General features: G+C 72.5%; 16 protein-coding genes. 10 read left to right on the plus strand and 6 right to left on the minus strand.

The annotated features are described in order from the left end of the window. Positions 1 to 27 precede the first annotated feature (27 nt). Positions 28 to 1425: a gluconate:H+ symporter gene (locus tag AB0958_RS13270; RefSeq protein ID WP_366890498.1), complete on the plus strand. Its 1398-nt coding sequence runs from the start codon at positions 28 to 30 to the stop codon at positions 1423 to 1425. A gap of 30 nt (positions 1426 to 1455) precedes the next feature. Here the strand turns inward: AB0958_RS13270 and AB0958_RS13275 are convergent, their stop codons facing one another. The 3 genes from AB0958_RS13275 to AB0958_RS13285 all read right to left on the minus strand — a co-directional run bounded on the left by AB0958_RS13275 (position 1456) and on the right by AB0958_RS13285 (position 3848). Next, positions 1456 to 2079, minus strand: a complete 624-nt coding sequence (locus tag AB0958_RS13275) for a cytochrome b/b6 domain-containing protein (RefSeq protein ID WP_366890500.1) — start codon at positions 2077 to 2079, stop codon at positions 1456 to 1458. Further along, positions 2063 to 2803, minus strand: a complete 741-nt coding sequence (locus AB0958_RS13280; RefSeq protein WP_366890501.1) for a molybdopterin-dependent oxidoreductase — start codon at positions 2801 to 2803, stop codon at positions 2063 to 2065. The genes AB0958_RS13275 and AB0958_RS13280 overlap by 17 nt, the downstream gene beginning before the upstream one ends. 73 nt (positions 2804 to 2876) lie before the next feature. Further along, the gene (locus AB0958_RS13285) at positions 2877 to 3848 is read right to left on the minus strand and encodes a hypothetical protein (protein WP_366890503.1); all 972 of its coding nucleotides are present in this window, start codon (positions 3846 to 3848) and stop codon (positions 2877 to 2879) included. A 387-nt stretch (positions 3849 to 4235) separates the two neighbouring features. On the opposite strand from AB0958_RS13285, the gene AB0958_RS13290 reads away from it, so the two are divergent. From AB0958_RS13290 to AB0958_RS13320, 7 genes are all read left to right on the plus strand, one after another. Continuing rightward, the gene (locus AB0958_RS13290) at positions 4236 to 5129 is read left to right on the plus strand and encodes a DMT family transporter (RefSeq protein ID WP_361332935.1); all 894 of its coding nucleotides are present in this window, start codon (positions 4236 to 4238) and stop codon (positions 5127 to 5129) included. 33 nt (positions 5130 to 5162) lie between these two features. After that, a complete protein-coding gene (locus tag AB0958_RS13295) occupies positions 5163 to 5672 on the plus strand; it encodes an NUDIX domain-containing protein (RefSeq protein WP_366890504.1) in 510 nt (169 codons plus the stop codon). Between the two features lie 50 nt (positions 5673 to 5722). Beyond that, on the plus strand, positions 5723 to 6115 hold the full coding sequence (locus tag AB0958_RS13300; RefSeq protein WP_123978318.1) for a DUF202 domain-containing protein: 393 nt from the start codon (positions 5723 to 5725) through the stop codon (positions 6113 to 6115). Next, complete coding sequence (locus AB0958_RS13305) at positions 6103 to 6426, plus strand: DUF202 domain-containing protein (protein ID WP_366890505.1); 324 nt, start codon at positions 6103 to 6105, stop codon at positions 6424 to 6426. Before AB0958_RS13300 ends, AB0958_RS13305 begins: the two co-directional genes overlap by 13 nt. A gap of 123 nt (positions 6427 to 6549) precedes the next feature. Beyond that, the gene (locus AB0958_RS13310) at positions 6550 to 6846 is read left to right on the plus strand and encodes a hypothetical protein (protein ID WP_360530091.1); all 297 of its coding nucleotides are present in this window, start codon (positions 6550 to 6552) and stop codon (positions 6844 to 6846) included. 169 nt (positions 6847 to 7015) lie between these two features. After that, positions 7016 to 8038 carry a phosphotransferase family protein gene (locus AB0958_RS13315; RefSeq protein WP_366890506.1) on the plus strand — a complete coding sequence of 341 codons (1023 nt, stop codon included), beginning with the start codon at positions 7016 to 7018 and terminating at the stop codon, positions 8036 to 8038. A 6-nt stretch (positions 8039 to 8044) separates the two neighbouring features. Beyond that, positions 8045 to 9259 (plus strand): acyl-CoA dehydrogenase family protein, encoded by a 1215-nt coding sequence (locus tag AB0958_RS13320; RefSeq protein ID WP_366890507.1) that lies wholly within the window; start codon positions 8045 to 8047, stop codon positions 9257 to 9259. 65 nt (positions 9260 to 9324) lie between these two features. Here AB0958_RS13320 and AB0958_RS13325 read toward each other — a convergent pair whose 3' ends face one another. From AB0958_RS13325 to AB0958_RS13335, 3 genes are read right to left on the minus strand one after another with little or no spacing between them, the layout of a single operon-like run. Then, positions 9325 to 9918 (minus strand): TetR/AcrR family transcriptional regulator, encoded by a 594-nt coding sequence (locus AB0958_RS13325; protein WP_360531488.1) that lies wholly within the window; start codon positions 9916 to 9918, stop codon positions 9325 to 9327. Between the two features lie 29 nt (positions 9919 to 9947). Next, positions 9948 to 11624 (minus strand): AMP-binding protein, encoded by a 1677-nt coding sequence (locus tag AB0958_RS13330; RefSeq protein WP_366890508.1) that lies wholly within the window; start codon positions 11622 to 11624, stop codon positions 9948 to 9950. Then, the gene (locus AB0958_RS13335; protein WP_366890509.1) at positions 11621 to 12385 is read right to left on the minus strand and encodes an SDR family oxidoreductase; all 765 of its coding nucleotides are present in this window, start codon (positions 12383 to 12385) and stop codon (positions 11621 to 11623) included. Before AB0958_RS13335 ends, AB0958_RS13330 begins: the two co-directional genes overlap by 4 nt. Before the next feature lie 210 nt (positions 12386 to 12595). Between AB0958_RS13335 and AB0958_RS13340 the strand changes: the two genes are divergently transcribed. Further along, on the plus strand, positions 12596 to 13837 hold the full coding sequence (locus tag AB0958_RS13340) for a DUF1343 domain-containing protein (RefSeq protein WP_366890511.1): 1242 nt from the start codon (positions 12596 to 12598) through the stop codon (positions 13835 to 13837). Between the two features lie 80 nt (positions 13838 to 13917). Beyond that, complete coding sequence (locus AB0958_RS13345; RefSeq protein WP_366890512.1) at positions 13918 to 15237, plus strand: serine-threonine protein kinase; 1320 nt, start codon at positions 13918 to 13920, stop codon at positions 15235 to 15237. Positions 15238 to 15243: the final 6 nt, after the last annotated feature.

Here is a 15243-nt window from a genome sequence, read left to right on the forward strand (position 1 = left end):
TCGGCCACACAACTACAAGGAACCCCCGTGACCAGACTCAGCGTCGAGATGCTGGCAGCGGACACCGTCGCGCCCATCACCTCGGCCGGACACGCCCGCCTGGGCATCGCCGTGCTTGCGGGCATCGCCGTCATCGTCCTGCTCATCACCAAGTTCAAGCTCCACGCCTTCCTGGCGCTGACCATCGGCTCGCTCGCGCTGGGCGCGTTCGCCGGGGCACCGCTGGACAAGGTGATCACCAGTTTCACCACCGGGCTCGGCACCACCGTCGCCGGAGTGGGTGTCCTGATCGCGCTCGGGGCGATCCTGGGCAAGCTGCTCGCCGACTCCGGTGGCGCGGACCAGATCGTCGACACGATCCTCGCGAAGGCGTCCGGGCGTGCGATGCCGTGGGCGATGGTGCTGATCGCCTCCGTGATCGGGCTGCCGCTGTTCTTCGAGGTCGGCATCGTGCTGCTGATCCCGGTGGTGCTGATGGTGGCCAAGCGCGGCCACTACTCCCTGATGCGCATCGGCATCCCGGCGCTCGCGGGTCTGTCCGTGATGCACGGCCTGGTGCCGCCGCACCCCGGCCCGCTGGTCGCGATCGACGCGGTGCACGCGAACCTGGGCGTGACCCTGGCCCTCGGCGTCCTGGTCGCCGTCCCGACCGTGATCGTCGCCGGCCCGCTCTTCTCGAAGGTCGCCGCCCGCTGGGTGGACGTGCCGGTGCCCGACCGCATGATCGCCGCCCGTCCCTCGGAGGAGCTGGAGCGGCGTCCCGGCTTCGGCGCCACGCTCGCCACGATCCTGCTGCCGGTCGTGCTGATGCTGTCCAAGGCTCTGGTGGACGTCGTCGTCGACGACCCGGCGCACACCGTACAGCGCGTCTTCGACGTCGTCGGCTCCCCGCTGATCGCCCTGCTCGCGGCGGTGCTCGTGGGCATCTTCACGCTGGGCCGCGCCGCCGGGTTCTCCAGGGAACGGATCTCGGCGACCGTCGAGAAGGGCCTGATGCCCATCGCGGGCATCCTCCTCATCGTCGGCGCGGGCGGCGGCTTCAAGCAGACGCTGATCGACTGCGGTGTGGGCCAGATGATCCTGGAGATATCCAAGGACTGGTCGATCCCGGCGCTGCTGCTGGCCTGGCTGATCGCGGTGGCGATCCGGCTCGCGACGGGCTCGGCGACGGTGGCCACCGTCTCGGCGGCCGGCCTGGTGGCCCCGCTGGCGGCCGACATGTCGACCGCCCACACGGCGCTCCTCGTGCTGGCCATCGGCGCGGGCTCGCTGTTCTTCAGCCATGTCAACGACGCCGGGTTCTGGCTGGTGAAGGAGTACTTCGGCCTGAGCGTCGGCCAGACGATCAAGACCTGGTCGGTGATGGAGACGATCATCTCCGTGGTGGCGGGCGGCCTGGTGCTGCTGCTGTCCCTGGTGATCTAGCGGGCATCCGCTGTGGCGGCGGGCCTTGCGCTACGGCCGCCACAGCGGATGCTCACGTCCGGCCCACTCACGGCTCACCGACCCGGTGCGCAGACCCCGTCTCGCCTCCGGGTCGGCGAGGGCCATCCCGATGTGGCCGCCCAGGACGACGCCGATCGTCAGGGCCAGCCAGTCGTGGACGAACGTGGCCGAGGTGCGCCACATCAGCGGGGTGAGATGGGTGAACCACATCATCAGGCCGGTGACGAGCATGACCAGGCTGGCGCCGGCGATCCAGTTCGCGTAGATCTTCTGCCCGGCGTTGAACTTGCCCGCCGGGCGGGAGGACGGCCGGCGGTCGCGGGCCAGGGCGGCGTGCAGCCAGAGCCGGTCGTGGGGGCCGAAGCGGTTCAGGAAGCCGAGGTCCCTGCGGAAGGCGCGGGAGGCGAGGCCGAGGAGGACCGGGACCGGGAGCGCGAGGCCCGCGCACTCGTGGATCCGGACCACCAGTTCGCGGCGGCCGACGAGGACCGCGAGCTGCGGGACGTAGAGGCAGGCGGCCGTCGCCACGCAGACGCCCATCAGTGCGGCCGTCGTGCGGTGCACCCAGCGCTCGGCGGCGGTGAAGCGGTGCAGCCGGTCCGCAGCCGGCGGCGCCTCAGCTCGTAGGCTCATCGTCGCGTCCGTTCGACTTGCCGACCCAGGCGTCGACGTCGTAGCCGAGCTTCTCCCAGTAGCCCGGTTCCACCTTGTCGGTGACGGTGATGCCGGAGAGCCACTTGGCGGACTTGTAGAAGTACATCGGGGCGACATAGAGGCGGACCGGGCCGCCGTGGTCGTGGCCGATGGGTCTGTCCTGCATGCGCAGGGCGACCAGGACGTCCGCCCGGCGCGCCTGGTCGAGGGTGAGGCTCTCGGTGTACGCGCCGTCGAAGCAGGTGAAGTGGATCGCCCTGGCGGTGTCCTTGACGCCGGCCAGGTCGAGGAGGTGCGAGAGGCGCACGCCTTCGAAGGGCGTGTCGGGCACCCGCCAGCCGGTCACGCACTGCACGTCCTTGACCAGCCGCGTCTGCGGCAGGGCCCGCAGGTCGGCGAGGCTGTAGGTGCGCGGCTCGTCGACCAGGCCGCCGATCCGCAACCGGTAGTTCGCGGCGGTCCTGTCCGGCACCGAACCGGTCACCGAGTAGTAGCGGAACCCGCCGCCGTTCGGGAGCAGTCCGGTGAGGCCGGTGGGGTCCTTGCCGGAGAAGGTGCCGAGTACCGACTCGGTGATCCGTTGCAGCACGGGCGCGGTCACCACGCCGAGCGCGCCGAGACCGAGGGTGCCGAGGAACACCCGGCGGCCGACCGGGCTGCCCTCCTCGGTGTGCCGCGGCTCCTCGGACAGTTCAGAGTTCACGTACTCATTCGAACACCGTCGGGGCGGCCGTGGTCCCGAAAACCGGCGGCCGTAAGAAATCCACAACCTCTTCTCATGAACCTCCGAGCGCGCGTGCCCGGGCCGCCCGGAACGCCTCACAGGGGTCGCGGTCCGGGTACGACCAGGGCACCTCGGTGCTGTGCCGGCCGATGCGCTGGAAGAGGGCGGCGGCCTCGGCGTACCGGCCGGCGCCCGAGGTGGCGTGGGCGAGGTGGTTGAGGTCGATGTGGCGGCGGGGGTGCTCCTCGATGCCCCACTCCAGCCACCAGTCGAAGGCCGCGGTCAGGGCGCGCCGGGCGGACGGCTCGGCCCAGTGACCGGCGGCGGCCGGGTCGGCGGGCGCCCCGCCGGTGGCGGCCAGCACCCGGTGCCGTTCGTTGTACGCGACGACCGGGAGGACGGCGAGCGGGGAGTCAGCCGGGGCCTGGGCGGCCGAGCGCTCCGCGAAGGCGCACAGCTCGTACGACCCCTGCGACTCGGTCTCCGCGATCCGGGCCGCCATCAGGTGGTGGGCGTGATGGTGCTCGGGGTGGCGGCGGCGCACCTCGGCGAAGGCGCGCCGGACCTCCTCGTCGGTGCCGAGGTGCCGGGCCAGCAGGAGCAGGCCGAGCCACGGGGTGGGGTCGGCGGGGGCGAGCGCGGTGGCACTGCCGCAGGCCTCGCGGGCCCGCTCGGGCGACTCCTTGCCGCGCAGCGCCCGCCGGACCAGGGTCAGCGCGTACAGGGTGGCGGCGCCGGGCGCGCCGGGCTCGGCCAGGAGCCACTCGCGGGACCAGGCGATGGCGTAGGGCTCGCGGGCGAGGACGACGACCCGGTGGCCCCGGCGGTCCCAGTCCTCACCCGTGTGGAGCAACAGGGAGCGGGCGGACTGCCAGCGGCCCTGGGCCAACGCGGCCCGTGCGGAGATGAGTTCGGCGTCGTCGAGGGCGTCGTCCGGACAGTGTGCGCATCGGGGGTGCGTGGCCGCGCGGGGACCTTCGGCGACGGCCCTGCCTGGGCCTACGAGGGGCGGGGTTGGGGGCACCGCGGAACTTCCTGGTTGTCGGGCTGCCATCGGCCGATCACGCACAGCAAACCCCCAGCCAAGACTTTGCGTCAAGCTGAGGTCCACTGGTCTATTGTTCAACTACCTTGGAACGGCGGGAACTTGACGTCAACGGGGGCCCGGTTGGCGTACCGTGACCGCAGGGCTTCGGGTGCCGGCTGTGGCGTACGCCATGGCGCGGGCCGCCCGGGCGTCGGACCATGGCAGTGCGGTCCGACGCCCGGCGCCACCCTCCGCGATCGACCCGGGCACCGTGACCGAGTCCGTCGCCCGGTTCCGGGTACTCCCGGAGCATCACCCATCCGGCAGCGCTACAGTCGGCCACTACGCACCCCGTAGCCCGGCCGCATGATCGAGGTACGCAGCGTGTCCGTACTGGTTCTGGTTCTCGCCGTGAGCGCGGCCTGTTGCCTGGGCTTCGGGTTCGTGCTCCAGCAGAACGTCGCGCAGCAGGCTCCGCTCAGCGACTTCCTCTCGCCCCGGCTGCTGCTGGACCTGATGAAGGTGCCGCGCTGGCTGGGCGGCATCGGCCTGATGGTGGCCGGGATGGTCCTCGGGGCGGTCGCCCTCGGCAAGGGCGAGATCTCCCTCGTCGAGCCGCTGCTCGCCACGAACCTGCTGTTCGCCCTCGCGCTCTCCAGACACCAGACCAAGCACCCCCTCAGCCACCAGGGCTGGGCGGGTCTGCTGCTGCTCGCCGGCGGTGTCACCGCGTTCATCCTGGCGGGCGAGCCACGCGGCGGTCACGCGATCGCCGACCCGCTGCGCCACTGGCTGATCATCGGCGTGGTCGTGGGCATCGCCCTGGCGCTCACCACCTGCGCCAAGCGGTCGAGGCTCAGCGCCGGACCCACCCTGCTCGCCCTCGCCGCCGGCCTGCTCTACGGCGTCCAGGACGCGCTGACCCGGGTCACCAGCACCCGCTTCTCCGAAGGCGGCATCACGGAGGTGCTGACCGGCTGGCAGCCGTACGGCGTCCTGGTGCTCGGGGTGACCGGGCTGATCCTCGTGCAGAGCGCGTTCGAGACGGCGGAGCTGCGGATGTCGCTGCCGGCGCTGACCGCGGCCCAGCCGCTCACCGGGATCCTGTGCGGGGTGGGCTTCCTCGGGGACCGGCTGCGTACCGACACCGGGGCGCTGGCCTGGGAGGCGGCGGGGCTCGCGGCGGTCGTGGCGGGCATCGTGCTGCTCGGGCTGCATCCGGCCATGCCGCGGGGGGCGGCGCCGCGGGAGCCGTCGCTCGACCTCCAGCCGCGCTGACGCCCTCCCCCACGGGCCTGCTTGGATGGCGGCATGAACGCTGCTGACGAAATCCTCGACATCGTCGACGAGAACGACCGGGTGACCGGGCAGGCCCCGCGCGGCGAGGCGTACGCCCGGGGCCTGCGGCACCGCTGCGTCTTCATCCAGGCCAAGGACGCGTCCGGCCGGATCTTCGTCCACCGCCGCACCGCCACCAAGCTGGTCTTCCCCTCCCTGTACGACATGTTCGTCGGGGGTGTGGTGGGCGCGGGCGAGTCCTACGACGACGCGGCGCTGCGGGAGGCCGAGGAGGAACTGGGCGTGACCGGTCTGCCCCGGCCGGCGTTCCTGTTCAAGTTCCTGTACGACAACGGGGGCGGGCAGAGCTGGTGGTCGGCGGTGTACGAGGTCCGCTGCGAGCTGCCGGTGCGGCCGCAGGTGGAGGAGGTCGCCTGGCACGACTTCCTCGGCGAGGAGGAGCTGGCCACCCGGCTCGGCGAGTGGGAGTGGGTGCCGGACGGGCTGGCGGCGTGGGGGCGGCTGCGGGAGTGGCGGAGCTGAGGCGCCCCGGACCCGGCCACGGCGCCGCACCCCCGGTAGTCTTGCTACACGTGATCGAATTCGCGCGGAACGTCCGTTTGTGGTTCGCCCCCGAGGTGGTACGGCAGGAGGGGACGACCCCCGACTACCGTTTCTCCCTCGCCAACGAGCGGACCTTCCTGGCCTGGCTGCGCACCGCCCTCGCTCTCATCGGCGGCGGCTTCGCCGTGGACCAGTTCCTGCCGGACCTCCGCTGGGGCTGGCGCGTCGGCCTCGCGCTCGCCCTGCTCGCCGCGGGCGTGCTGTGCTCCCTGCGCGCCGTGAACCACTGGATGCGCTGCGAGCGGGCGATGCGGCGCGGCGAGGACCTGCCGGTGTCCCGGTTCCCGGCCCTGCTGAGCGTGGTCGTCGCCGTGGTCGCCGTGGCGATGGTGCTCGTCGTGCTCGTGGGGTGGGAGGGGTGACCGAGCCGGCCCGGGACCCCGGACTCCAGCCGGAGCGGACCCGGCTGGCCTGGCGCCGTACAACGCTCTCCGCCACCGTCGCCGCGACGCTCGCCGCGAAGGCCGCCCTGCACGACAGCACCTCGGCCGTCGGGGTCGTGGCCTGCGCGGCCGTCTGCGTGCTGTGGCTGGGGTTCCTGCTCGTCGCCAACCGCCGCATCCGCGCCCTGGCGGCCGACGGCCGCCCCCCGGCGCTGGCCCCGCGGCAGGCGACCGCGGCGGTGCTGTGCACGGTCGCCGTCGCGGTCTGCGCCACGGCGCTGGTCGTATAGGACGCCCGGGGGTACTCGGACGCCACGCAACCGGAATGGCCGGATATGCGGCTCGTGCGTGGCAGCCTGTCCGTCGGCGTCCCGCCGCATCCCCGCCTTTCCGGACCCCTGAAGGTGAGCACCATGACCACCCTTCACCAGGAACACACCGCGCACGGTCACAGCCACGGGCCGGGCTGCGGCCACGACCAGGTGCCGCACGGCGACCACGTCGACTACGCGCACAACGGGCACCTGCACCGCGAGCACGGCGGCCACTGGGACGAGTGCGAGCCCGAGGCGCACGTCACCCACGACGGCCACGAGCACCGGCACGGCGACGGCTGCGGGCACACCGGCGTCCTGCACGGCGACCATGTCGACTATCTTCACGACGGCCACCGGCACGCCGAGCACGACGGTCACTGGGACGACCACTGATCCGGCGCGGTCCCGATCGGCGGCTCCCCGTCCTGCGCGCACGGGGAGCCGCCTCGTCCCGACCGGAGCAGAGGGTGGTCCCGGTCACGTTTGGCCCACGCACTGGACGGCATACCGACCGGTCGGCATCATGAGTCGGGTCCTGTTCGTTCGTTCGTAGGAGCGATGCATGAGCCCCGACCACCCGCCCGGACTGGATCTCGACCGGCTGCGCGGCCTGCTCGAACGCGAACGGCCCGGCCTGGTGGCCGGTCCGCTGACCGGAAGGCTGATCGAGGGCGGACGGTCGAACCTCACCTACGCGGTCTCCGACGGCACCTCCAAGTGGGTGGTGCGGCGGCCGCCGCTCGGTCACGTCCTGGCCACCGCGCACGACATGAGGCGCGAGCACCGGGTGATCAGCGCGCTGCACCCGACCGAGGTGCCGGTGCCGCGGCCGGTGCTGCTGTGCGAGGACGAGGAGGTGCTCGGCGCACCGTTCTACGTGATGGAGTTCGTCGAGGGCACCCCGTACCGCACCGCCGGTCAGCTCGCCCCGCTCGGCGCGGAGCGCACCCGCGACGCGGTGCTCTCCCTCGTCGACACACTGGTGGAGCTGCACGCCGTGTACCCCGCGGAGGTGGGCCTCGCCGACTTCGGCCGGCCCGAGGGCTTCCTCGACCGGCAGCTGCGGCGCTGGGGCAAGCAGCTGGACGCCTCCCGCAACCGGGAGCTGGCCGGCATCGACGAGTTGCACGCCACCCTGGGCCGCCGGCTGCCCCACTCCCCCGCGCCCGCCGTCGTCCACGGCGACTACCGCCTGGACAACGTGCTGATCGGCGACGACGACAGGATCAGGGCGATCCTCGACTGGGAGATGTCCACGCTCGGCGACCCGCTGACCGACCTGGGCCTGCTGGTGATGTACAGCCAGCCGCTGGGCGCCCCCGACTCGCCGGTCTCGACCACCGCCGAGGCACCCGGCCACCCGTCCCCCCAGGAGCTGGTCGAGCGGTACGCCGCCCGCTCGGGCCGGGACGTCTCCGCGGTCTCCTGGTACACGGCGTTCGCCTGGTTCAAGCTCGCCGTGATCCTGGAGGGCATCCACTACCGGTACACCCTGGGCCAGACGCTCGGGCAGGGCTTCGACCGCATCGGCGAACTCGTCCCCGTCTTCATCGACCACGGACTGACGACTCTTCAGGAAGGCTGACCCGTCATGGACTTCGCGTTCGACGCGCGCACCGAGGAACTGCGTGCCCGACTCCTCGCCTTCATGGACGAGTTCGTCTACCCCGCGGAGGCGGTGGCCGAGGAGCAGCGGGCCGCGCTCGCCTCGCCGTGGGACACCCCGGCCGTGGTCGAGGAGCTGAAGGCCGAGGCCCGCAGGCAGGGCCTGTGGAACCTCTTCCTGCCCGACGCCGAGTACGGCGCCGGCCTCACCAACCTCCAGTACGCGCCGCTCGCCGAGATCACCGGCCGCTCCCCGCACCTGGCGCCCACCGCGCTGAACTGCGCGGCCCCGGACACCGGCAACATGGAGGTGCTGGCCCAGTTCGCCGACGAGGCGCAGCGCAAGCAGTGGCTGGAGCCGCTGCTCGCCGGCGAGATCCGCTCCGCGTTCGCCATGACCGAGCCCGAGGTGGCCTCCTCCGACGCCACCAACATCACCACCCACATCGAGCGGGACGGCGACGACTACGTCATCACCGGCCGCAAGTGGTACATCTCCGGGGCGATGAACCCGGACTGCAAGATCTTCATCGTGATGGGCAAGACCGACCCGGACGGCCCGGACATCCGGCGCCAGCAGTCCATGGTGCTGGTCCCGCGGGACACCCCGGGTGTCACCGTGAAGCGGGCGATGCAGGTCTTCGGGTACGAGGACCACTCGCACGGCGGCCACGCCGAGGTCGTCTTCGACCACGCGCGGGTGCCGGTGTCGAACCTGGTGGGTGAGGAGGGCGGCGGCTTCGCCATCGCCCAGGCGCGGCTCGGTCCGGGCCGGATCCACCACTGCATGCGGCTGATCGGCATGGCCGAGCGGGCGATCGAGCTGATGTGCCGGCGGGCCGTGTCCCGGACGGCGTTCGGCAAGGCGCTGGCGCAGCAGGGCGTGGTGCACAACTGGATCGCGGACGCCCGGGTGACGGTCGAGCAGCTGCGGCTGCTGGTCCTGAAGACCGCCTGGCTGATGGACACCGTCGGCAACCGCGGCGCCCACAGCGAGATCCAGGCCATCAAGATCGCCACGCCGCGCGCGGTCGTGGACATCATCGACCGAGCGATCCAGCTGCACGGCGCGGGCGGGGTCAGCCAGGACTTCCCGCTGGCCGAGCTGTACGCTAGCGCCCGGACGCTGATGATCGCCGACGGCCCCGACGAGGTGCACCAGCGGTCGCTGGCCCGCCGGGAACTGAAGAAGTACCTGTAGGCAGCGCCTGCGGGGACGGACAAGGACCGGCGGCCCCGGGGGCGGGGCCGCCGGTCCTGTGCGGTTCAGGGGCGCAGGGCCCGCAGCAGCAGGTCGGCGAGGTGGTCGGCGACCTCCTGCGGGGTCATGGGCCCGTCGGGGCGGTACCAGGTCGACAGGTGGTGGACCGAGCCGAAGTGGTAGTCCACGACCAGGTCGGCCGGGGTCGCGGTGGAGAAGACGCCCTCGCGCTGGCCCTCCTCGACGAGCGCGCGGAAGCGTTCGTGGTAGCGCCGGCGTTCCGCGCGTACCTGCTTGTTCTTCTCCGGGCTCAGATGGTGCATGGACCGGAAGAAGATCATCGCGTCGTCGAGGTTCTCGATGGTCGTGACGACCACGTCGGCGGCGGCGCCCCGCAGCCGCTTCTCGATCGGCTCGTCCGCGTTCGCGAAGGCGTCGAGCCGCTCCTGCTGGACGCGCAGCACGCGCGCGTACACCTCGTGCAGCAGATCGTCCTTGGAACCGAAGTAGTGGTACAGCGCCCCCTTGGTGACGCCGGCCGCCTCCACGATCTCCTGCACGGAGGTGCGGTCGTAGCCCTGCTCCGCGAAGAGCCGGGTGGCGGCGGCGAGAAGCCGCTGCGGAACGGGAGTCCCGTCCCCGTCCGTCGTCCTGGGCACTGCCGCCACCTGCCTTTCTCGTGGGTCCACTAACCCTGTTGCGGTCGGGAACGCAGTTCCCGTCGGAGGATCTTCCCACTCGCCGTCTTCGGCAGGTCGGGCAGGATCTCCACCTGGCGCGGATATTTGTAGGCCGCCAGTCTCTCCTTGCAATAGAGGGCGAGATCGTCCGGTTCGGTTGCGGCACCCGGGCGCAGACTGATGTAGGCCTTGACGGTCTCCCCCCGGTACCCGTCCGGGACCCCGACCACGGCGGCCTCGCGTACCGCCGGATGGGTGTACAGCACGTCCTCGACCTCGCGCGGCCAGACCTTGAAGCCGGACGCGTTGATCATGTCCTTCTTGCGGTCGACGACGTACAGCCACCCCTGCGGGTCCATGAAGCCGATGTCGCCGGTGCGCAGTTCGCCGTCCGGGAAGGTCTCTGCGGTGGCCTCGGGCCGCCGCCAGTACCCGGGCACCACCTGCGGACCCCGGACCGCGATCTCGCCCGGCTCCCCGAAGGGCACCTCGGCGCCCTGGTCGTCGATGACGCGTACGACGGTGTCGGGTCCCGGCAGTCCGACGGCGAGGGTCCCGGAGACCGGGTCGACCGGCGCCTCCAGGCCCGGCGGCACGGAGGCGCAGGGCGCGGTGCACTCGGTCAGCCCGTAGCCGTTCCTGATGTACGGCCCGAACCCGGCGCGGAACTTCTCCACCAGGGCCGGCGGCAGCGGCGCGCCACCGGAGGAGATGACGACGAAGGAGGCGAAGTGCTCCGGGGTGACGTCCGGGTGGGCGGCCAGGGCCATGAAGGCGGTGGAGGGGCCCACCGTGTACTGCGGGCGGTGCTCGGCGAACGCCTCCAGGACCACACCCGGCTCGAAGCGGTAGGTCAGCACGAGCGTGCCCGAGCTGATGACGCAGGCGGCGAGCTGGCAGACCATGCCGGTGATGTGGAAGAGGGGCGCGAGGGCGTAGTAGACCGGCGCGTCGGGCAGCGCGAGTCCGGTGCGCTGCCGCTCGGCGTTGTACATGATGTTGCCGTGCAGGTTGGTGGCGCCCTTGGGGGCACCGCTCGTCCCCGAGGTGTAGCTGATCAGGGCGATGTCGGCGGACGCCGGGTCCCGCCCTTCCGGGGCCTTGCCGCCCCCGCGGGCGACCGCCACCAGGTCCTCGGCGTCGGCGGCCTGCGGCAGCCGTTCGAAGGTCAGCACGCGGGCGTCGTCGCGGGTCTGGAAGTCCAGCTCGCTCGCGGTGAGCACGATCCGCACCGGCGAGCCGGCGGCCGTCTCGCGCAGGTACGACTCCCAGGCCCGCTGCGAGCAGACCAGCGCGGCCACCTCGGCGTCCCGCAGGACGTGCGCGACCTCCCCCGACTTGTACATGGGGTTGACCGGCACCACGGTCGCACCCGCCTTCCAGGCGCCGAGCAGCGCGAGCACGAAGTGCGGGGAGTTCTGAAGGATCACGGCGACCCGGTCGCCGCGGGCCAGGCCGCGTTCCGCGAGGTGGGCGGCGACGGAGTCGCTCAGCTCGTCGACCTCGCGGAAGCTGAGGCGGGCGTCGAAGTAGGCGAGGCAGGTGCGGTCGGGTGCCTCGGCGACGGCGGCGCGCAGGGCGTGCACCAGCGAGGCCGGCGGGTCGACCGGGCCCCGCTGGGCCTCGCTGAGCAGGGCCACCCAGGGACGGGCGGAGTAGCGGGACTCTGCGTGCGGCTGGGTCACCGGGTGGCCTCCCACTTCTGCTGGATGTGGTTCATGCTGGTCAGCCAGCGGTCCGGGTCGGCGGCCCGGGCCTGGTAGTACCCGGCGACCTCGGGGTGCGGCAGGATCAGGAACCGGTCCTCCGCCATCCCCTTGAACAGCGCGTCCGCGACGGCCTCCGGCTCGATGGCGGTCGGCTGGAGCACGATGTCGCCCGCGCTGCCGGTGGCGGCGAGCATGTCGGTACGGACGCCCTGCGGGCAGATGGCGTGCACCTTCAGGCCACGGTGCCGGTACGTCAGCGACAGCCACTCGGCGAAGGCGTACGCGCCGTGCTTGGTCACGCTGTAGGGCGCGGCGCCGATCATGGTGAGCAGCCCGGCGGCGGACACGGTGGACACGAACCGTCCTGCGCCCCGCTCCAGCCAGTGCGGCACCAGTTCCTGGGCGGCCCGCACATGCGCCATGACGTTGACGTCCCAGGCCGCGGCCCACACCCCCGGGTCGGCCGCCTCGGACCCGCCGGAGGCGAGCCCGGCGTTGGCGCAGTACACGTCGACGGTCCCGCCGAGCGCGTCCCGGGCCGGCCCGACGATGGCGGACGCGTCCCCCGGAAGAGCGATCCCGCCGATCTCCTCGGCCACGGCGGCGGCCTTGTCCCCGTCCAGGTCGTTCACCACGACCCGGGCCCCCTCGGCGGCGAACCGCCGGGCGAGGGCGGCCCCGATGCCGCCTCCCGCCCCGGTGACGACGACTCCGGCATCCTGCACGGCTCCCACCATCGGTCTCCTTCGACACGACGCGACACGGTTCGGCCCCAGCAGCGGCCAGACTAACCAGTCGGTATGTATAAAGGGAAGGGTGACCGGTCCAACCTGGGGGCGCTGGGGGTCCCCCCGGCCGAAGGCTGGGGGAGGAACTGCGCGCTCAGCCGCATACGGCCCGCAGCCTGCGAAACTGCGTGCGGGAGCGCTCAACGTGGAGGTCACCCCATGCGCCTGTCCAGAAGAGGTCTGCTCACTGCGGCCACGGCATCCGCAGCGGCCGTGACAGCCGTACCCACGGCAACGACAGCCGACGCCCACGGCACCCTGAAGACCGGCTTCGATCACCTCGCCGCCGACGGCTACGCCCTCCTCGCCGCCCAAAAGGTCGGCATCGTCACCAACCCCACCGGCGTCACGCGGGACGTCCGCCACATCGTCGACGTCATGCACGCCGACCCCCGCGTGCGGCTCACGGCCGTTTTCGGCCCCGAGCACGGCTTCCGCGGCACCGCCCAGGCCGGCGGCTCCGAGGGCCGCCACGACGACCCGGCGACCGGCCTGCCCGTCTACGACACCTACCTCAAGAGCGGACAGCCCCTCGCCGACGTCTTCACCGCCTCCGGCGTGGACACGGTCGTCTTCGACATCCAGGACGTCGGCGCCCGCTTCTACACGTACGTCTGGACGCTGTACGACTGCATGGCGGCCGCCCGGCTGGCGGGCAAGCGCTTCGTCGTGCTCGACCGGCCGAACCCGGTGACCGGCCGCACCGCCCAGGGCCCGGTGCTGCACGAGGAGTTCGCCAGTTTCGTCGGCAGGAAGCCGATCGCGCAGGCGCACGGCATGACGGTCGCCGAGCTCGCGCGGCTGTTCAACGCGCGGTTCCTGGACCAGCCGGTCGCCCTGGACGTCGTACCGATGACCGGCTGGCACCGCGACCGCTTCTACGACGCCTGCGGCCTGCCCTGGGTGCCGCCGAGCCCCAACATGCCGACCCCGGACACGGCGCTGGTGTACTCCGGGACCTGTCTCTTCGAGGGCACGAACCTCTCCGAGGGGCGGGGCACCACCCGCCCCTTCGAACTCCTCGGTGCCGAGGGCATCGACGCCCGCTGGGCCGCCGCGGCGGGCGGACTCGGACTGCCTGGCGTGCGGTTCAGGGAGGCGTACTTCGCGCCGACGTTCTCGAAGTTCCAGAGCAGGACCGTCGGCGGGGTGCAGATCCACGTGCACGACCGGGCCGCCTACGACCCCGTGCGCACCGGCGTCGCGCTGCTGGTCACCGCCAGGAGGGTGTGGAGCGGCTTCGCCTGGCGCACCGACCACTGGATCGACACGCTCACCGGATCCACGACGGTCCGCACGATGGTCGACGCGGGTGCGGGCCCCGACGAGATCGTCGGGGCCTGGCAGGACGAACTGGCCGCCTTCCGCCGGGTGCGAAAGGATTTTCTCCTCTACAGGTGAGGCGCGGCGTATGGCCAACGTCGCCCGGGAGCGGGACGATGCGCGCACATCGCACCGGTTCGGGCGGCGAGGAGCCTGCCATGGCTGACCCTGGGACGAACGTGGCTCCCTACTGGGAGCTGACCTTCGACGCGGACGGGGATCCGGACGGCGCCGAACGCGACCGGCTGCTGGCCGAGGTCACGGACCGCGGCGTCCGTGACCTGATCGTCTTCGCGCACGGCTGGAACAACGACCGGTCCGGCGCGACCGCCCTGTACCGGCACTTCTTCGCCCCGGTGCCGAAGCTCGCCCCGAAGGCGCGGCTCGGGTACGTCGGGGTGATCTGGCCGTCGATGCGGTTCTGCGACGAGCCGATCCCCGACTTCCCGAAGTCGGTGGTGGCCACGGAGGCCGAGGAGTCCCCGGCCCCGGTCCTCGACAAGGACACCCGGCGCGCGCTCCTGGAGACGTTCCCGGGGCGGGCCACGGTGGTCGACCAGCTCGCCCGGATGCTGGACCAGCGGCCGCCCGGCGGGCTGGAGGAGTTCGGGCGCCTGGTGCGGCTGCTGGTCGAGGTGCTGCCCGGCGGAGCGCAGCCGCTGTTCGCGGCGGACACGATCGCGGAGGGTGTCCCGCAGAGCGAGCCGGCGCTGCTCAGCGGGGAGGCGACGCGGCTGTGCGCGGAGTTCGCGGGGGCCGTCGCGTCCCTGCGGGAGGGCGGGTGCGCGGCCGGGTTCGCGCTGCCGAACCCGTGGGACGGGGCGAAGGAGTTGCTGCGGCAGGCCACGTACTACGCCATGAAGCGGCGGGCGGGCGCCGTCGGGGAGCGCGGCCTCGGGCCGGTGGTCGGGCAGTTGGCGCAGGCGGCGCCCGGTGTGCGGGTGCATCTGGTCGGGCACAGCTTCGGCGGCCGGCTGGTGTCCTTCGCGCTGCGCGGGCTGCCGGACGGGGTGCGCGCGGTGAAGTCCGTGACCCTGCTGCAAGGCGCCTTCTCGCACTACGCGTTCGCCGGCCGGCTGCCTCAGGACCCGCGCGCCGGCGGGGTGCTGCACGGCCGGCAGAACCGGATCGACGGCCCGCTGGTGTGCTGCTACTCCCGGTTCGACGAGGCGCTCGGCACGCTGTACCCGCTGGCCTCCCGGATGGCGGACGACTGCGAGTCGGCCCTGGGCGCGGACGTGGCGCGGCTGCTGGGCGAGCGGTGGGGCGCGATGGGCCACGACGGCGTCCAGGCGGTGCCCGGCACCGGGTCCCTGGACCTGGCGGCGGCGCTGCGCGGACCGCTCGCCGCGTCGGGTTGTGTGAACGTCGACGCGGCGGCGGTGGTGAACCGGGGTGGTCCGCCGGCCGGGGCGCACAGTGACATCGTGCACCCCGAGCTGGCGCGGTTGGTGCTGGCGGCGGGGCGCATCGGGTGACCCCGC

The sequence above is a fragment of the Streptomyces sp. NPDC006655 genome (genome assembly GCF_040703965.1).
In the GTDB taxonomy this organism is placed as follows: domain Bacteria; phylum Actinomycetota; class Actinomycetes; order Streptomycetales; family Streptomycetaceae; genus Streptomyces.